The 17468-nt window shown below is 62.5% G+C and carries 15 protein-coding genes and 1 other RNA gene; 9 read left to right on the top strand and 7 right to left on the bottom strand.

All coding sequences use genetic code 11. The annotated features are described in order from the left end of the window. Positions 1-42 precede the first annotated feature (42 nt). The gene (locus GR198_RS15245; protein WP_164069187.1) at positions 43-954 is read left to right on the top strand and encodes an AraC family transcriptional regulator; all 912 of its coding nucleotides are present in this window, start codon (positions 43-45) and stop codon (positions 952-954) included. Here GR198_RS15245 and GR198_RS15240 read toward each other — a convergent pair. Next, on the bottom strand, positions 914-2008 hold the full coding sequence (locus tag GR198_RS15240) for an AbrB family transcriptional regulator (protein ID WP_164069186.1): 1095 nt from the start codon (positions 2006-2008) through the stop codon (positions 914-916). The genes GR198_RS15245 and GR198_RS15240 overlap by 41 nt on opposite strands. A gap of 327 nt (positions 2009-2335) precedes the next feature. Continuing rightward, positions 2336-3238 (bottom strand): LysR family transcriptional regulator, encoded by a 903-nt coding sequence (locus tag GR198_RS15235; RefSeq protein ID WP_062945348.1) that lies wholly within the window; start codon positions 3236-3238, stop codon positions 2336-2338. Positions 3239-3330: 92 nt separating this feature from the next. On the opposite strand from GR198_RS15235, the gene GR198_RS15230 reads away from it, so the two are divergent. From GR198_RS15230 to GR198_RS15220, 3 genes are all read left to right on the top strand, one after another. Beyond that, positions 3331-4365, top strand: a complete 1035-nt coding sequence (locus tag GR198_RS15230; protein ID WP_164069185.1) for an aldo/keto reductase — start codon at positions 3331-3333, stop codon at positions 4363-4365. Between the two features lie 162 nt (positions 4366-4527). Beyond that, a complete protein-coding gene (locus GR198_RS15225) occupies positions 4528-5940 on the top strand; it encodes an FAD-binding oxidoreductase (protein ID WP_164025702.1) in 1413 nt (470 codons plus the stop codon). 202 nt (positions 5941-6142) lie between these two features. Then, positions 6143-9859, top strand: coding sequence for an AsmA family protein (locus tag GR198_RS15220; protein WP_164069184.1), 3717 nt, complete (start codon positions 6143-6145; stop codon positions 9857-9859). A gap of 91 nt (positions 9860-9950) precedes the next feature. Here GR198_RS15220 and GR198_RS15215 read toward each other — a convergent pair whose 3' ends face one another. The 4 genes from GR198_RS15215 to ssrA form a co-directional block, all read right to left on the bottom strand. Beyond that, complete coding sequence (locus GR198_RS15215; protein ID WP_164069183.1) at positions 9951-10175, bottom strand: ribbon-helix-helix domain-containing protein; 225 nt, start codon at positions 10173-10175, stop codon at positions 9951-9953. A gap of 159 nt (positions 10176-10334) precedes the next feature. Continuing rightward, positions 10335-10529 carry a DUF4169 family protein gene (locus GR198_RS15210; RefSeq protein ID WP_164069182.1) on the bottom strand — a complete coding sequence of 65 codons (195 nt, stop codon included), beginning with the start codon at positions 10527-10529 and terminating at the stop codon, positions 10335-10337. 50 nt (positions 10530-10579) lie between these two features. Beyond that, on the bottom strand, positions 10580-11095 hold the full coding sequence (locus GR198_RS15205) for an SspB family protein (RefSeq protein ID WP_164069181.1): 516 nt from the start codon (positions 11093-11095) through the stop codon (positions 10580-10582). 127 nt (positions 11096-11222) lie between these two features. Next, positions 11223-11585, bottom strand: a transfer-messenger RNA (tmRNA) gene (ssrA, locus tag GR198_RS15200). 111 nt (positions 11586-11696) lie between these two features. Here ssrA and GR198_RS15195 point away from each other — a divergent pair. The 5 genes from GR198_RS15195 to GR198_RS15175 all read left to right on the top strand — a co-directional run bounded on the left by GR198_RS15195 (position 11697) and on the right by GR198_RS15175 (position 17156). Beyond that, positions 11697-12491 carry a thymidylate synthase gene (locus GR198_RS15195; RefSeq protein WP_164069180.1) on the top strand — a complete coding sequence of 265 codons (795 nt, stop codon included), beginning with the start codon at positions 11697-11699 and terminating at the stop codon, positions 12489-12491. A gap of 13 nt (positions 12492-12504) precedes the next feature. Then, positions 12505-13023 carry a dihydrofolate reductase gene (locus GR198_RS15190; RefSeq protein ID WP_164069179.1) on the top strand — a complete coding sequence of 173 codons (519 nt, stop codon included), beginning with the start codon at positions 12505-12507 and terminating at the stop codon, positions 13021-13023. Between the two features lie 148 nt (positions 13024-13171). Next, a complete protein-coding gene (gene hflK / locus GR198_RS15185) occupies positions 13172-14254 on the top strand; it encodes an FtsH protease activity modulator HflK (RefSeq protein ID WP_164069178.1) in 1083 nt (360 codons plus the stop codon). 3 nt (positions 14255-14257) lie between these two features. Continuing rightward, positions 14258-15223, top strand: a complete 966-nt coding sequence (hflC, locus tag GR198_RS15180) for a protease modulator HflC (protein WP_164069177.1) — start codon at positions 14258-14260, stop codon at positions 15221-15223. A 202-nt stretch (positions 15224-15425) separates the two neighbouring features. Next, positions 15426-17156, top strand: a complete 1731-nt coding sequence (locus tag GR198_RS15175; protein ID WP_164069176.1) for a Do family serine endopeptidase — start codon at positions 15426-15428, stop codon at positions 17154-17156. A 15-nt stretch (positions 17157-17171) separates the two neighbouring features. Here the strand turns inward: GR198_RS15175 and GR198_RS15170 are convergent, their stop codons facing one another. After that, on the bottom strand, positions 17172-17459 hold the full coding sequence (locus tag GR198_RS15170) for a BrnA antitoxin family protein (protein ID WP_164069175.1): 288 nt from the start codon (positions 17457-17459) through the stop codon (positions 17172-17174). Positions 17460-17468: the final 9 nt, after the last annotated feature.

Genomic DNA, 17468 nt, shown 5'->3' with positions numbered 1-17468 from the left:
ACGGTCTTTCACCTATCTACGGGTTATGGAGTATCGGGCGCGTTGAACCAGGACTTACATCCGAAGGTCTTCGAAGGTCTTGAACGTTTGTGCGCGGGACCATCCGGCAACGCCATCCTGGCTGCGCCAGCCTTTCCCGGCATCGAGCGCATCGAGGCGCAGTTCTCAGGCAATGCTTTCGAGCCGCACCGGCACGACACCTATGCACTCGGCGTGACTCTGAAGGGAGTTCAGACCTTCCGCTATCGCGGCGAGCGGCGCTTCAGCCTGCCGGGACAGGTGATCGTGCTGCACCCCGATGAGGAGCATGACGGCGGGGCGGGGACGGAGGATGGGTTGCAGTACCGTATGCTCTACCTGGAGCCGTCGCTGCTTCTTGAATGCCTGAAGGCGGATGGCGTCGGCCTGCCTTTTGTCGACGAACCCGTGATCGCCGATCCGGCGCTGGCGGGCGTGCTGCTGGCGGCTCTCGGCGAACTCGACCGCGAACTGGACGCGCTTTTCGTCGACGATTTCGTATCGCAGGTGGCGGGCGGGCTGACACGGCATGCGCGCCTGCCGCCGCGGCCGCTGGGCCTCGTCGCCTGGCGGCAAGCGAGGGCGGCACGGGATTATCTCGAGGCGCATGCGACCCGTGCAGTGAATTCCGGCGAGCTTGAGGCGGTGACGGGTCTCGACCGTTTTGCGCTGTCGCGGCATTTCCGGGCAGCCTTCGCCACCAGCCCGCATCGCTACCTCCTGATGCGTCGGCTGCAGCGGGCGCGGGCGATGATCGGTGCGGGCGAGGGGATTTCCGAGGTGGCGGCGGCGACCGGCTTTGCCGACCAGAGCCATCTCAATCGCCATTTCAAGAAGGCCTATGGCATGACGCCCGGCCAATGGGCAGCACTCGTGCACAACCCCAGGCAGGGCGCTAGACGGGATTTTCCGCAAGGCCGGAACGGCGTGCGATGAAGCGGGCGAGCATCGGCCCGATCATCAGGATCACCAGGAAACGGCCGGTCTGCATCGCCATCACGAAGGGCACGTCGACATCGCTTGAGGCGGCGATGATGGCGACGGAATCGGCGCCGCCGGGGCTGGTGGCGAGATAGGCGGTCAGCGGATCTATGCCGGCGAAGACGTGAAGCGCCACCGCCATGCAGCCGCAGAGCGCCATCAGCAGCACGATGCAGGCCGATACCCTCGGCAGGGCGCGCGCCACGTGCTTGAGGATCGAGCGGGTGAAACGCAAGCCGATGCTCCAGCCGACCAGTGCATAGGCGATGGCGAGCAGCCACATCGGTAACTCAATTTTCAGGAGGCCCGTGCCCTGCAGCAAGGCGCCGAGAAAGAGCGGCACGATGATCGTGCCGCCCTGGAGGCGCAGGCGCCGGACGCCATAAGCACAAAAGGCGGCAAAAGCCATCGTCGCCGCAAAGGCCGGCCAGTCGATCTCGGGAAAGAGGACGAGCGGCGGCGGCTCGGCACCGTCGGCTGCCACCCACAGTCGCGAGACCACAGAGGCGCCGACGGCGACGAAGACGACGCGCAGATACTGCATGAAGGCGACGAGACGGGCATCGGCGCCATAGGCTTCGGACATGATGACCATGGCGGAGGCGCCGCCCGGCGAGGAACCCCAGACCGCGGTCGTCCCCGGCAGCACCTGCCAGCGCGTCAAAAGCCAGCCGAGGCCGGTGGCGATGGCGATGACCGAAAAGATGAACAGCAGAAAGAGCGGTGCGTCCTTCGCCATGGTGCCGAGAATGTCAGGGGTGATGGTGCGCGCCATCATCAGGCCGACCAGGACCTGGCCGAATTGCAGCGGCCAGAAGGGCACGCGAAGCTTTCCCTTGCCGATGGTCAACGCCAGTGCGATTGCCGCGACCATCGGTCCGATCAGCAGCGAGGCCGGCAGAGCGAAGAGTTCGAGGAAGACGACGAGAGCAGTCGAAAGTGCCAATAGCAGCGCCCATTTCGGCAGGCCGGCATCCCGCAGCAGGCGGCTCGCGTCGCTGAATGACATGATCCCCGTATCTTTCCTAGAACAGGATGATTTTAGGCCGGGTCGGCCAAAATCTGAATCCTGCTCTAAATTAAATAGTTAGAGCATGACCGGCGCGAGCCCTTAAGGGCTGAAGATGGGAAGAGGCTCCGGCATGACGAAGAGAGGCCGGCTGCAAGGACCGACTGACGCGGGTTCGGTATAGGCGGGCGCGAGGCGGGCGGTCAATTGCGAAATCTGGCTTCTCGGCGCGCTGAAATGCGAAACTGATTCATGCGACCGCTTCAAGTCGTTGTTTCTATGCATGTCATCATTCCAAATGCGCTGAACGGTTTCGGGCTGGGTGCCTCAGAAACGTACATGGCTGACGAGAAAATCGAGCAGGGCGCGTATGCGCGCCGGCAGCGGGCCGCCCTGGCCCATATAGACGGCGTAGAACTCCTCGATATCGCCGGGATTGGCCTCTTCGAGCACCGGCACCAGGCGGCCGGCATCGATATCGGCGCGCACGGTGAAGGCGGCAAGGCGGGCAAGGCCGGCGCCTGACAAAGCGAGGTGGCGCATCGCTTCGCCGTCTCCCACCTGCAGGCCCGGGGTGATCGGGATCGTTACCGTTTCGCCACCTTCGCGCAGCGGCCAGCCCTCGATGGCGCGGGCGTAAGAAAAGCCGATGCGGCAATGGCGCCGGAGATCGGCGATCGTGCGTGGTTTGCCATGACGCGCGAGATAATCCGGCGATGCGACGATGATCTTGCCGGTGGCGCCAAGCTTGCGGGCGATCAGGCTGGAATTCTTCAGGGGGCCGGCGCGGATTGCGACATCGGCGCGCTCCTCCATCAGGTCGACTATCCTGTCGGTATGGGAAATATCCAGCGTCACGGCCGGATGAAGCGCCATGAAGGCCGGCACGAGCGGCGCCAGCACATGGTTGCCGAAAGAGCCGCTGGTGTTGATGCGAATGCGGCCTGCGGCCTGTTCACCTGTCGAGGCCTGGCGTTCAGCCTCGGCGATATCGGCAAGAATGGTGATGCAGCGCTCGTAGAAGGCACAGCCTTCCGGCGTCAGTTGCAGCCTGCGGGTCGAACGGTTGACCAGGCGGGCGCCGAGGCGCGTCTCCAACCGGGCGAGGAGCTTGCTGACAGCCGACGGCGTCATGCGCCGGGCCGTGGCGGCGGCGGAAAAGCCGCCGCGCTCGACGACGCTGACGAAGACTTCCATTTCGCCGGAGCGGTTGATGTCCTGACGGCTCATGATGAATTCAAGTCACAGATGATTTGCTCATAGGCAATCTATATCATCGAATGCCCGAGGTCTATCTCATAGGAAATACAGGAGACAAATCCATGGATTACAGAAATCTCGGTGCCTCCGGCCTCAGAGTGCCGGTCTTGAGCTTCGGCGCGGGCACATTCGGCGGCAGCGGGCCGCTGTTCGGCGCCTGGGGCAATACCGATGCCGAGGAAGCGCGGCGGCTCGTCGACATCTGCCTCGAAGCCGGCGTCAATCTCTTCGACACGGCCGACGTCTATTCGGCCGGCGCGTCCGAGGAGGTACTCGGCCAGGCGATCCGCGGCCGGCGCGACGCTGTGCTGATCTCGACGAAGACTGCGCTGCCGATGGGCGAGGGGCCGCAGGACTGGGGAACGTCGCGGGCGCGGTTGATCCGCGCCACCGAGGATGCGCTGCGCCGGCTCGGGACCGACTATATCGACCTGCTGCAGCTTCATGCTTTCGATGCCTCGACGCCGGTCGAGGAGGTGCTGTCGACGCTCGATGGGCTCGTCGCGGCAGGCAAGATCCGCTATGTCGGCGTTTCCAATTTTGCCGGCTGGGAACTGATGAAGTCGCTCGCCGCCGCCGAGCGCCACGGCTATCCGCGTTATGTCGCCCATCAGGTCTATTATTCGCTGGCAGGGCGCGATTACGAATGGGAGCTGATGCCGCTCGGCGCCGACCGGGGTGTGGGAGCCCTCGTCTGGAGCCCGCTTGCCTGGGGACGGCTGACCGGCAAGATCCGCCGCGGCCAGCCGCTGCCCAAGACAAGCCGGCTGCACGACACGGCGCAATACGGCCCGCCCGTCGACGACGAGAAGCTGTTCGACATCGTCGAGGTGCTGGACGCTATCGCAGGCGAGACCGGCCGGACGGTGCCGCAGATCGCCATCAACTGGCTGCTTGGCCGGCCGACGGTATCGAGCGTCATCATCGGCGCCCGCAACGAGGAGCAGCTCAGGCAGAACCTCGGCGCGGTCGGCTGGAACCTGTCGAGGGAGCAGATCGAAAGGCTCGACGCCGTCAGCGCGGTCACGGCGCCCTATCCCTATTTTCCCTATCGCAGGCAGGAGGGTTTTGCGCGGCTCAATCCGCCGATTATCTGAGGTGCAAGGGCGGCGGACTTGGCTATAGCAACCGGCCTATAACAAAGTGGGAATGAAATCTTCTGTCAATCTTAACTGGACAGCCGCTTTGACTTGCCGCATACCCAGCCTGACCTGCGGAACACGATGTGGTTTCTGCGGAATGGCAGGGAGATCAACGGGATGGCGCTGAAGGACGCGAAGGCGGGCACACGCAACGAGGCGGGAATTGCCGCGGTGCTGGGCATTCTCAAGCAGAGCTTCGGCGAGCGTTTCCAGACCGGCCAGTCCTTCCGCGAACAGCATGCCCATACGACCACTTACATCCCGCCGCAACTGCCCGACGGGGTGCTCTTCGCCGAGAGTGCCGAGGATGTGAAGGCGGCGGTCAATGCCTGTGCGACCCACAAGGTGCCGGTGATCGGTTTCGGTGTCGGCACCTCGCTGGAGGGTCAGGTCAATGCCGCCAATGGCGGTATTTCGATCGATTTCAGCCGCATGAACCGGGTGCTCGAGGTCAATCCCGAAGATCTCGACTGCACCGTCGAGCCGGGTGTGACACGCGAGGCGCTGAACATTCACCTGCGCGATACCGGCCTGTTCTTCCCGATCGATCCCGGCGCCAACGCCTCGATCGGCGGCATGGCCTCGACGCGGGCCTCCGGCACCAATGCTGTGCGCTACGGAACGATGAAGGACAATGTGCTTGCCGTCACCGCCGTCACCGCCAATGGCGAGGAGATCCGCACGGCCCGGCGCGCCCGTAAATCCTCGGCAGGCTACGATCTGACGCGGCTCTTCGTCGGCGCCGAGGGCACGCTTGGCATTCTGACCTCGGTGACGCTGCGCCTGCAGGCGATCCCGCAGAAGATTGCCGGAGGGGCCTGTGCCTTTCCGAGCATCAAGGCCGCCTGCGATGCCGTCATCATGACGATCCAGATGGGCATTCCGGTGGCGCGTATCGAGCTGCTCGACACGGTGCAGATGCGGGCCTGTAACGCCTATTCCAAGCTTTCCTATGCCGAGAGCCCGACGCTGTTCCTCGAATTCCACGGCACCGACGAGACCGTGCCGCTGCAATCGGCAGCCTTTGCCGAGATCGCCGCCGAATGCGGCGGCGGCGAATTCCTATGGACGGCCAATGCCGAAGAGCGGACGAAGCTCTGGAAGGCGCGCCACGACGCCTATTGGGCTGCAAGGGCGCTGGCGCCCGGGCTTGCCGCACTTTCGACCGATGTTTGTGTTCCGATATCGAGGCTTGCCGATTGTGTTTCCGAAACGCAGGCGGATATCGAGGAGCATGGGCTGCTGGGGCCGATCGTCGGCCATGCCGGCGACGGGAACTTCCACGTGCTGCTGTTGTTTGATGACAAGAGCACCGAAGGCGTCGCCGTGGCCGAGGCTTTCGTGCAACGGCTCAACCGGCGGGCGCTCGCAATGGACGGAACATGCACTGGTGAACACGGGGTCGGACAGGGCAAGATGGCGTTTCTGGAACAGGAGCTCGGCGGCGCGGTGGATCTGATGCGACAGGTGAAACAGGCGCTCGATCCGGACGATATCTTCAATCCCGGCAAGATTTTCCACCATGGCTGAAAACGGAACATTCTCATGAAGTTGGGTCTTGCCCCCGGCATGAATAGCGCTAGAACAAGATGATGTTGGGCCGGCTTGCCCTGAAATCTGAATCCTGTTCTCAAATAAAGAGTTAGAGCATGATGTCGTCCGAAAACCGCGCACACTTTTCGGCATCATGCTCTAGTGTCGGCAACAGAATCCCGAATGGAGACGCTTTGCATTGGTAGGCCGGTTCCTCGTCTTTCTGGGGGGAGTGATCGTCGTAGTGCTGTTTGTGGCGCTGCTTGCGCCGCTGTTCATCGACTGGACGGATTTCCGCAAGAATTTCGAGGATCAGGCAAGCCGCATCATCGGCAAGAAGGTCACCGTCTACGGCACGGTGGATGCGCGCCTGCTGCCATTCCCGTCGGTGACGCTGCATGACGTGCGCGTCGGCCAGGAAGCGGACGGCACGCCGATCGTCAAGGTCGAGCAGTTCTCCATGGATGCGGAGCTTGCGCCTTTCCTGTCGGGCGAAGCGCTGATCTTCGACATGCGCGTCGTCAATCCGAAGGTGCGCTTGAGATTGCTCAAGGACGGCACGCTCGACTGGATGCGCGGCAGCCGCGCGGAAATACCGGCAAGGACGGTCGTTCTCGAAAACGTGCATGTCAGCGGCGGCGAGGTCGAGTTCATCGACGACCAGTCGGGTCGCTCGCGTCGCATCACCGGCCTCAATGCGGAAATGTCGGCAAAGTCGCTGGCCGGCCCGTGGCGCATCGAGGGCGACGCTGCGCTCGACGGCGAGCACGGCGGCTTCTCGATCTCGAGCAGTCAGCCGGACGAGAAGGGCGTGCTGCGCATGCGCACGAGGCTTTCGCCGGACAAGCACCCTGTCAGCGTCGATCTCGATGGCGAGCTGAAGCTCGTCGACAGCAAGCCGAACTATCAGGGCCAGCTTTCGGCAGCGGTCGAGATCCGCAACAGCGCCAAGCCCGCCAACAAGAAAGAGCAGCCGCCGCGCGTCAAGGGCCGCTTCGAGCTCACCAATGAACGCATCCGCATTCCCGAATACCGGATGGAGATCGGTCCGACGGACGATCCCTATGTCATAACCGGCGAGGCGACGCTCGATACCGGCAATGCGCCGGAATTTCTGCTGACCGCCGACGGGCAGCAGATCGACGTCAACCGCATCGGCAATCAGGGCTCGGCCGGCAAGACGACGCGGGATCCCGCTGTTTCGGCACGCCAACGGCTGAATTCGCTGATCGATATCGTCGCGCAAGTGCCGATCCCGCAGGTGCCGGGCAAGGCGAGCGTCAAGCTGCCGGCGATCGTCGCCGGCGATACGACGCTGCGCGACGTGCAGCTGGAGCTAGAACCGGCCGGCACCGGCTGGATGATCGACAGCGCCATCGGCACGCTGCCGGGGCGCACGCAGGTGGAAGGCAAGGGCAAGCTCCTGCTTCAGGGCGAACCTTCGTTCAACGGCCAGATCGTGGTGGCATCCAGCCAGCCGACGGGGCTTGCCTCCTGGCTTGCCGGCTCGGTCGATCCGGCCATCCGGCAATTGCGGCAGGCGGGCTTTTCCGCCAATGTCAGCCTGACGCATGAATTGCAGCGTTTCGAACATCTCGAGATTGCCATCGGACCGGCGACGCTGAAGGGTCGGCTGGAGCGCCAGGCGATCTCCGGCCAGACGCCGACGCTTTCGGTAGCGCTGAACGGCGATACGCTCGATCTCGACGCGCTACAGGCGCTGAGCGGGCTGATGACCGGCCAGGATGCCGGCGACAACGTGCTCGACCACAAGATCGCCGCCCAGCTCAAGGCCGACAAGTTCACCGCCTTTGGCGTCAGTGCCGAGAATGTGGAGACCACGTTTACGATCGCCGATGGGGCGCTCGCCGTCGACCGGCTGTCGATCAGGAATATCGCCGGGGCCGAGCTGACGGCGACGGGCAGGGCGGAAGGTTCGCTGCTCGATTACAAGGGTGCCGGCGAAATCACCTTCAAATCGGCCGATCCCGGCGGCTTCTTCACCATGCTGCGCGAGCACCTGCCGCATCACCCGGTGCTCGACCGGCTGGTGCGCAACGCCGGCTGGTACGGCAATACGGCGCTTCGCGGCGCGCTGACGCTCGGCGGCGACGAGGGCAATGCGCTGACGGTGACGCTTGCCGGTGTGGCGAACGGCAGCCGCGTCAATCTCGATTACCGCATGTCCGACCTCCTGGCGCTGACCGGCAACGGCACGACCAGCCTCGAGGCGACGCTCGAAAACGCCGTGCCATCAGTGCTCTTCGGCCAGGCCGGGCTCGACCCGCTGCCGGTCGATGTCGGGGCCAACGGCCGCCTGACGCTGAAGGTGAAGGCATCGGGCAACGATCCCGCCGACGCGGCGCTGACCTTTGCGACCGACCGGACCTCGTTCATGGCCAACGGCAAGGTCGATGTCCGGCCGGAGACCTTCATGAACGGCCAGATCGCGCTTTCGCTCGACAGCGCCGATATCGACCCCTATCTCATCATGAACGGCATCGCCCTGCCGCAAACCGGAACCGGGCTGCCGTTCGGCCTGCAGGTCAATGCCGCCGTCGACAGTGACAAGATCGTCTTTTCCGATCTCAAGGGACATGCCGCCGACAACGAATTTTCCGGTGCGCTGAGCTTCGACCGGAAGGCTGCGAAGACGACCGCGAGCGGCGGGCTGACACTCTCCAAGGTCGATGCCGGCTGGCTCGGCGAGGCGGTGTTCGGTCAGATCGTCGATCCCGCCAACGGTCAGCTGACAACGGCGGCGCTGGGGCTGCCCATCTTCAAGGATCTCGACGTCAACGTGAAGCTGGCGGCCAAGGAGTTCTGGCCCGGCCTGCCGGAAACGGCGGTGTCGGACTTCACCAGCAATGTCGCCTACAAGGGCGACGAGCTGCAGCTCAACGACATGGCCGGGAACTGGGACGGCGGAAAGCTCTCCGGCAATCTGCTCTTCACCAATGCCAGCGGCACAGGTTTCCTGCAGACGAAGCTTGCGCTTGCCGATTCCGATCTTTCCGGCGTCGTCTGGCTGCGCGACGGCGCGCCGATCGCCAACGGCAAGTTCGGATTGTCGCTGTCGATGGAGGCCTCGGGCAAGACGATCGGCGAGATCGCCAGCTCGCTCAATGGTTCGGGCGAACTGAGGCTCGGCGATACCAGCATACGCGGGTTGAACCTTGCCATCTTGCCGCCGCTGCTTGCCGCGACCGATACGATGCAGGAGCAGATCAATGCCGGCAAGGTGCATCCGATCATCGAGACGCTGCTCAGCAACGGCGAGGCGAAGCTGCCACCACTCGGCATCCCCTTCAACATCGCCGACGGGACGCTGAGGGTGCAGAATGTCACCGTCGCCAACGATCTCGCCCGCATCACCGCCGATGCGCAGATCGCGCTGCCGGAAGAGCGGATCAGCGCGACGCTGGGTGTCGGGTTCAATCCCGGCACGGAAGCGCTTTCCGGCGCCGAGCCGGCTCTTCGGCTGAATTTTTCCGGCATGCTGCCGTCGCCCGGCAAGACGATGGATGTGACCGATATCACCAGCTATCTGTCGCTGCGCGCCTTCGAGCGCGAGCGCCGGCGCGTCGAGCGGCTGCAGGCGGTCGTGCTCGAAAAACAGCGGCTGCGCCGCGAGGTGGCGCTCTACCGGTTCAACGACGCCGAGCGCATCAAGGCGGCCGAGATCGAGCAACAGCGGCAGGCGGAGGAAGAGCGGCTTCGCGCGCTGGCGCAGAAAGCAGCCGCTGAGAAGGCTGCTGCCGAGGCGGAGGCCGCACGCGCGGCGGAAGCCAAAGCGAAGGCGGATGCGGATGCGCAGGCGAGAGCCGCGGCCGAGGCGGAAGCAGCACGGCGCAGTGGGCAAGCGCAGCCCGGTCCGCTCAATTTCGATCAGCTGCCGGGCGTTCAGGCGCAGTGAAAGCGCAGAGAATCTGATTCATACAAGACGCTTAGGTCTTTGTTTTCATTGATGTCGTCCCAAGTCGATACGCGATTTTGAGCAACATGCATCAAGGCTGATGGCCAGCGCCGGCCTTCAGCCAGGAAAGCACATGCAAGCGCAGCGCCGAGGAGAGGTTGCTGTCCGGTGGGCGGTGGTCGTCGATTTCGGAGATCAGGGCGGCGAGCGGTATCAAACGGGCTCCGGCAATCGTCTTCAGCTCAGCCCAGAACTCGTCCTCCAGCGAGAAACTGGTGCGATGGCCGTGCAATGTCGCCGAATGCTTGCGGATCATGGAGCCTTCGCATCCCAGGTAGAGCCACAGCGCGCCCGAGACGACGCGCTCAGGACGTTCTATCAAATCATGCGTGGGGTTGGCAGATCGATTCAAGGAAGCCGCGCAAGTGGCTGATCGCAGAATCCATTCCGGCTCTTCAAGCTTTGCGTAAAACCCTCACGCGCCGTCGTCATCGGTCTCGATCCGGCCGTCGCGATGGGCTTTGTCGGCCTTGTCGTTCAGGCAGCGGGTCAGCTGTTTCTCGGTCTTGGTGCGGCCGAAGGAGATGCGGTTCTGTTCGGCCTTCTTCTCCTTTTCGGAGCGAGCCTGCTTCTTGCGGAACTGGCGCAGATTGATGATTTCGGCGCTCATGCGATTTCCTGGATTCCCTATGAAGAAGGGAGGCTTGGCCTCCCTTCAAATCACTGCTTCTTGCGGAAGGAGTCGAGCGAGACGACGGAGCCCGGTTTCTTCTCCTCGCCGTCGGCGGGTTTTACGCCTGCGGCGTCATCGGGCTTTCCGGCCGCATCCACCGGATAGGCGGTGATTTCTCCGGACGGCAATTCTTCGCCATCGGCGAGCGGCACGTCGAATTCGAGCTCGAAGTTGACGGAGGGATCGTAGAAGCCGCGGATCGCATTGAATGGAATGACCAGCTTTTCCGGAACGTCCGAGAAGGAAAGACCGATCTCGAAATGCGTCTCGGTGATCTTCATATCCCAGAACTGGTGCTGGATGACGATGGTCATCTGCTCGGGGTATTTCGACTTCAGGTGCTGGGAGATCCGCACGCCGGTGGCGCCTGTGAGGAAGGTGATGAAGAAGTGATGATCACCGGGCAGGCGGCCCGTGGCTGCGACTTCCGCCAATACCTTGCGGATGACGCCGCGAAGTGCATCCTGTGCCAGAATGTCGTAGCGGATATGATCCTGCCCCATGCTTTTCCTGTCTTTCGTCGGTTCGGAGTCTTTTCACAAGGTTGTATGCCACGTCCGGGCGCCTTGGGAAAGACCGGAGCCGAGTCACGTTTTTAAGCAACATACATGATTTCGGCGGCAGGGAGAAGGTGAAGGCTTCTGTTGCCAGGTGCCTTCGGACCCCGCCTAGAGGTGCGAACCACTAGGACTTTGATTGAAGTGTCACACCGCGATTAAGCAGCGAGACGAGCTTCCGCATAGTTGTCGTTTGCAACTACAATTTTAGCCCGATAACGGCGGTACAATGCCGAGCAAAAAGACGATCTTTACACCCTTGTCGATCCTGTTTCGCCCCCATCAAAAGCCGGCCTTTAACACCGCCGGTTTTTGGTGGAGGCGCCGGGTACCGCCCCCGGGTCCAATAGGTTTATTACACCGCTCATTTATCGCCATAGCCGACCCGAAAGCCGGCAAGGCTGATATAGTGGTTTCCTCAGCCCAAGGAAAGGGCAAACGTCATAAAAGCGTTATGCGACCCATCAGAAACATTGGGAAAATGCCCGCCGGTGATTGGTTTCCCGGTTCCGAAGGCTTAAATTGGCCGAAACGGAATCAGCGCGACATGAAGCAATATCTCGATCTCTTGAATCATGTGATGGAAAAGGGCTCCGACCGGGGTGACCGCACCGGCACCGGCACGCGCTCGGTCTTCGGTTACCAGATGCGCTTCGACCTCGAAGAGGGCTTTCCCGTCCTTACCACGAAGAAGCTGCATCTGCGCTCGATCATCCACGAGCTTCTCTGGTTCCTGAAGGGCGAAACGAATATCCGCTATCTCAAGGAGAACGGCGTTTCAATCTGGGACGAATGGGCCGATGAAAACGGCGATCTCGGGCCGGTCTACGGCGCCCAGTGGCGCTCCTGGCCAGCGCCCGACGGCGGCCATATCGACCAGATCGCCAATCTCGTCAAAGGCATCGTCAACAACCCGAATTCGCGCCGCCACATCGTCTCGGCCTGGAATCCGGCCGAAGTGGACGAAATGGCGCTGCCGCCCTGCCATTGCCTGTTCCAGTTCTATGTGGCTGACGGCAAGCTTTCCTGCCAGCTCTACCAGCGCTCGGCTGATATCTTCCTCGGCGTGCCATTCAACATCGCCTCCTATGCGCTGCTGACGATGATGGTGGCTCAGGTGGCCGGGCTGAAGCCCGGCGACTTCGTCCACACGCTCGGCGACGCCCATCTCTATGACAACCATTTCGACCAGGCGAAGCTGCAGCTGGCGCGCCGGCCGAAGCCGCTACCGTTCATGCGCATCAAGCCTGATGTGAAGGATATTTTCGGCTTCACCTTCGACGATTTCGAGCTGATCGGCTACGAGGCCGATGCCAGCATCAAGGCGCCGATCGCCGTCTGATCCGGGATATTCCATGGCCGACATCCGCAGGACCATTATCGCCGCCGTTGCCCGCAACGGCATTATCGGCCGCGACGGCGATATGCCGTGGCGGCTTTCGAGCGATCTCAAGCGCTTCAAGGCGCTGACATTGGGAAAACCTGTCGTGATGGGCCGCAAGACTTACGATTCGATCGGTAAGCCGCTGCCGGGACGGCCGAACGTCGTCATTTCGCGGCAGGCGGCGATAGACCATCCGGATGTCTCCATGGCCCATTCGCTGACCGAGGCGATGACGGCGGCCGACAGGCTGGCGCTCGAAACCGGCGTTAACGAGATCTGCATTCTCGGCGGCGGGCAGGTCTATGCCCAGGCGATCGGTCTTGCCGACCGGATGTGCATCACGCATGTCGAGGCCGATCTCGACGGAGACGCGTCGTTTCCCGCGATCGATCCCGACATCTGGCAGGCGGGGGAGGCGATCGCGGTTCCGGCCGGCGAAAAGGACAGCTATCCCACGCGTTTCATCGTCTACGAACGCCGTTACGCCTGAAAATGAACTATTTTCCAATTAAATTGACCAAGTTTCTCACGCTGCGTTGAAAGCCGATGCGGTGATACCTATAACGGTCACCAACGCGTCCGCCGGTCAGCCCCCACGGTTTCGGATGCGTGGAGACTTAACGAACAACGAGGTTTTGATGCCCTGGAGCAATCAGAATGGCGGCGGCGGCCCTTGGGGCGGCGGCGGCGGTAATAATCAGGGACCATGGGGACAGGGGCCGAACCGGCCGCGCGGTGGCGGCGGCAAGGGCGGACCGCCTGATCTGGAAGATATCATCCGGCGCGGCCAGGACCAGTTGCGCAATATCATTCCCGGCGGCTTCAACGGCGGCGTGGCAGTGATGGTCGTGGCGATTGTCGCCGTCTTCTGGCTGATCCAGTGCATTTATGTCGTGCAGCCGGACGAGCGCGGCGTCGAACTGCGGTTCGGCAAGCCGAAGGACGAGATTTCCATGCCGGGCCTGCATTTCCACTTTTGGCCGATGGAAACGGTGGAGACGGTCAAGGTGACCGTGCAGCAGCTGAATATCGGGGCGACTTCGGCCTCGTCTTCGAACGGCCTGATGCTGTCCAGCGACAAAAGCGTCATCAATGTGCAGTTCGCGGTCTTTTATACCGTCAGCGATCCCAAGGCCTATCTCTTCAACGTCGAAAATCCGGCAGAGACGCTGCAGCAGGTTTCCGACAGTGCCATGCGTGAAATCGTCGGCCGGCGTCCGGCGCAGGACGCCTTCCGCAGCAATCGTCAGCCGATCGAAGTGGACGTGCTCAATATCCTGCAGGACACGATGAACCGCTATGGCGCGGGCGTGACCGTGACCGGCGTGACGATCCAGAACGTGGCGCCGCCGCGGGAAGTCGCCGATGCTTTCGAAGAAGTGCAGCGTGCCGGTCGTGACCGTGACAGCACGATCGAAGAGGCCAATCGCTACACGAACCAGAAGCTCGGCCAGGCGCGAGGCGATGCAGCCAGAATCCGTGAAGATGCAGCCGCCTACAAGGACCGTGTCGTAAAGGAGGCGGAAGGTGAAGCGCAGCGATTCACGGCGATCAACGACGAATATTCCAAGGCGCCCGACGTGACCCGAAAGCGGTTGTATCTCGAAACGATGGAGCAGGTGCTGAAGAATTCCCGGAAGGTCATCATTGACGAGAAGCAGGGCGTCCTGCCCTATCTGCCGCTCAATGAGCTTGGCAAGCCGGCACAGCAGGGAGGTTGAGTCATGACATCGAACAGACTTCCCATTATTTTCATCATCGTCGCCATCGTGCTGGTCGGGCTTTATTCGTCCATCTTCGTGGTGAATGCACGCGAGCAGGCCATCGTCGTCCGTTTCGGCCAGATCCAGTCGGTCAAGACCGAGCCTGGCATTTATTTCAAGCTGCCTTTCGGCTTTATGGATGCCGACCGCGTTCAGCTGGTCGAAAAGCAGGCGCTGAGGCTCGATCTCGACAATATTCGCGTTCAGGTTCAGGATGGCCAGACCTTCGACGTCGATGCCTTCGTGATCTATAACATCGCGGATGTTCGCCGCTTCCGCGAAACGGTATCGGGCGATCGCGAAGCCGCGGAAGCGCGGTTGAGAGCCCAGCTCGATTCATCGCTTCGCCGCGTCTACGGTCTGCGCGACTACAATGCCGCGCTCTCGGAAGAGCGTGTCGCGATGATGCTGGAGATTCGCGACGACCTGCGCACGGATGCCGAAAATCTCGGCCTGCATATAGACGACGTTCGCATCCGGCGCACCGACCTTTCGCCGGAGGTTGCGCCCAACACCTATAATGCCATGCGGTCGGAACGCCTCGCTGAGGCCGAGCGTATCCGTGCCGAGGGCAATGAGGAAGGCCAACGGCGCCGGGCCATCGCCGACCGTCAGGTCGTCGAGTTCACCGCAGGCGCCCAGCGCGATGCGGAAATCCTTCGAGGCCAGGGCGATGCGGAACGCAACCGCGTCTTCGCCGAAGTCTTCAGCAAGGATCCAGCCTTCTTCGAGTTCTATCGCTCGATGGCGGCCTATTCCTCCGCTCTCTCGTCGCAGGACACGACGCTGGTGCTGTCGCCGAATTCGGAATTCTTCCGCTATTTCGACAATGCCGCCGGCACCCTGCAGCCGACAAATCCGGCCGCGCCAGTTCCGGGAGTTCCCGGCGCAGCTGCTCCCGCAGCACCCGCCCAGCCGGCGAACTGACGGCAGGAGAAAGTAACCCGATAATTCTGGAAGGGCCGGCCCGAGCGCCGGCCCTTTTTTCGTGGAATGATTGTGACGATCCGGCTTTTGCGAGGGCACGTCACATTGCACGGGGATTTCGCGAAAAGGTGATTTCACCCTCCATCATTCCGCCTTATGCTGATGCTCAATGTGCGCATTGCACCCCTTATGAGGAAGCTTGATGGCCCCCACGATTCGCTCGCCCTTCAGACGAACGCTCGCGCTTATGGCCAGCGCCGCAATCCTGGCGCAAGCCGGCGTGAGCGGGATTGCCTATGCGCAAACCACGCCTGAGACGACCGCACCCGGGGTTATTGCACCCGCTCCAGCTACTCCGGAAACGGTTGCTCCCACTACTGCGCCTCCCGCAGCCGTCGCACCGCAGCAGACCGCTCCGATCCAGGCCGCCGTGCCCAACACCGGCCCGGCTTCCGTCGCCGATCTCGCCGAGGGACTGCTCGACGCCGTGGTCAACATCTCGACCTCGCAGAAGGTGAAGGACGATGAGGGCGCGGGTCCGGCGCCCCGCGCCCCCGACGGCTCGCCTTTCCAGGAATTCTTCAATGACTTCTTCAACAAGCAGCAAGGTAACAAGGGCGGCAACCATAATGTCAGCTCGCTTGGCTCCGGCTTCGTCATCGATCCGGCCGGCTATATCGTCACCAACAATCACGTGATCGAGGGCGCCGACGATATCGAGATCAATTTTGCCAATGGTTCGAAGCTCAAGGCGAAGCTGATCGGCACCGATACGAAGACCGATCTTTCGGTGCTGAAGGTCGAGCCGAAGACGCCGCTGAAATCCGTGAAATTCGGCGATTCCAGCACAATGCGCATCGGCGACTGGGTGATGGCGATCGGCAATCCGTTCGGCTTCGGCGGTTCGGTGACGGTGGGCATCATTTCCGGGCGCGGCCGCAACATCAATGCCGGTCCCTACGACAACTTCATCCAGACGGATGCGGCGATCAACAAGGGCAATTCCGGCGGCCCACTCTTCAATATGAAGGGTGAAGTGATCGGCATCAACACGGCGATCATTTCGCCGAGCGGCGGCTCGATCGGTATCGGCTTCTCGGTGCCGTCGGAGCTTGCTTCCGGCGTCGTCGACCAACTGCGCGAATATGGTGAGACGCGGCGCGGCTGGCTCGGTGTGCGCATCCAGCCGGTGACCGACGATATCGCCGACAGCCTCGGGCTCGACACTGCAAAGGGCGCGTTGGTCGCCGGCGTCATCAAGGGCGGCCCCGTCGACGACGGCTCGATCAAGGCGGGCGACGTCATTTTGAAATTCGACGGCAAGACCGTCAGCGAAATGCGCGACCTGCCGCGCGTCGTGGCGGAAAGCACGGTCGGCAAGGAAGTCGACGTGGTGGTGCTGCGCGACGGCAAGGAGCAGACCGTCAAGGTGAAGCTCGGCCGGCTCGAGGATAGCGATCAGGCGGCTGCACCCGACGATGCAGCACCCGATGGCTCGCAGGACGACGGCGTGATCACTCCGGATCCCGGCGAGAACAATGACATGGACCAGCCTGACACCGGCGATCAGGCCAAGCCTGCACCTGATACACCCGACCAGCATAAGGGCCAGGTGTCGCCGGATGCGGCCACGCCGAAGAACGTGCTAGGGCTTTCGCTGTCGCTGTTGAGCGCCGAAACGCGCAAGGCCTTTAGCATCGCCGAGAGCGTTGATGGCGTCGTCGTGACGGAAGTGACGCCCGGCTCCGCCTCGGCTGAAAAGGGGCTGAAGCCCGGCGACGTGATCGTCGAGGTGGCGCAGGAGTTCATGAAGTCGCCGGATGCGGTCGCCGCCAAGGTGCAGGCGCTGAAACAGGAAGGCCGCCGCAACGCCCAGCTGATGATCGCATCGGCGAATGGGGATCTGCGGTTCGTGGCGGTGCCGATGGAATAAGCGAAAAAGAAGCGGTCAGCCGCTCCCTTTTTGATGCCGGGCGACGTGGGTGCGCAGCGCGGCATTGATATCCGTCTGGTAGCCGCGACCGCCCGCATGGCTCTTGAACCAGTCTAGGATATCGGCGTCTACGCGGATGGTCACCGATTGCTTCAGCGGCCGGTACAAATTGCCCTTGCGGGCAAGGCGCCACTGTTCGTCGGTGATCTCAGGAATGTCGCCGGTGTCAATATCCTCGTCGGAAAGCTTCTCCAGTGCCTGGAGTTCGGCGAGTTGTGCGTCAGTCAAGGGTCCATTGCTCATATCGTCTTC

The sequence above is a fragment of the Rhizobium leguminosarum genome (assembly GCF_010668065.1).
Classification (GTDB): Bacteria; Pseudomonadota; Alphaproteobacteria; order Rhizobiales; family Rhizobiaceae; genus Rhizobium; species Rhizobium leguminosarum_S.
The sequence above is the reverse complement of the archived record's forward strand: the minus strand, read 5'-3'. Positions and strand labels throughout refer to the sequence as shown.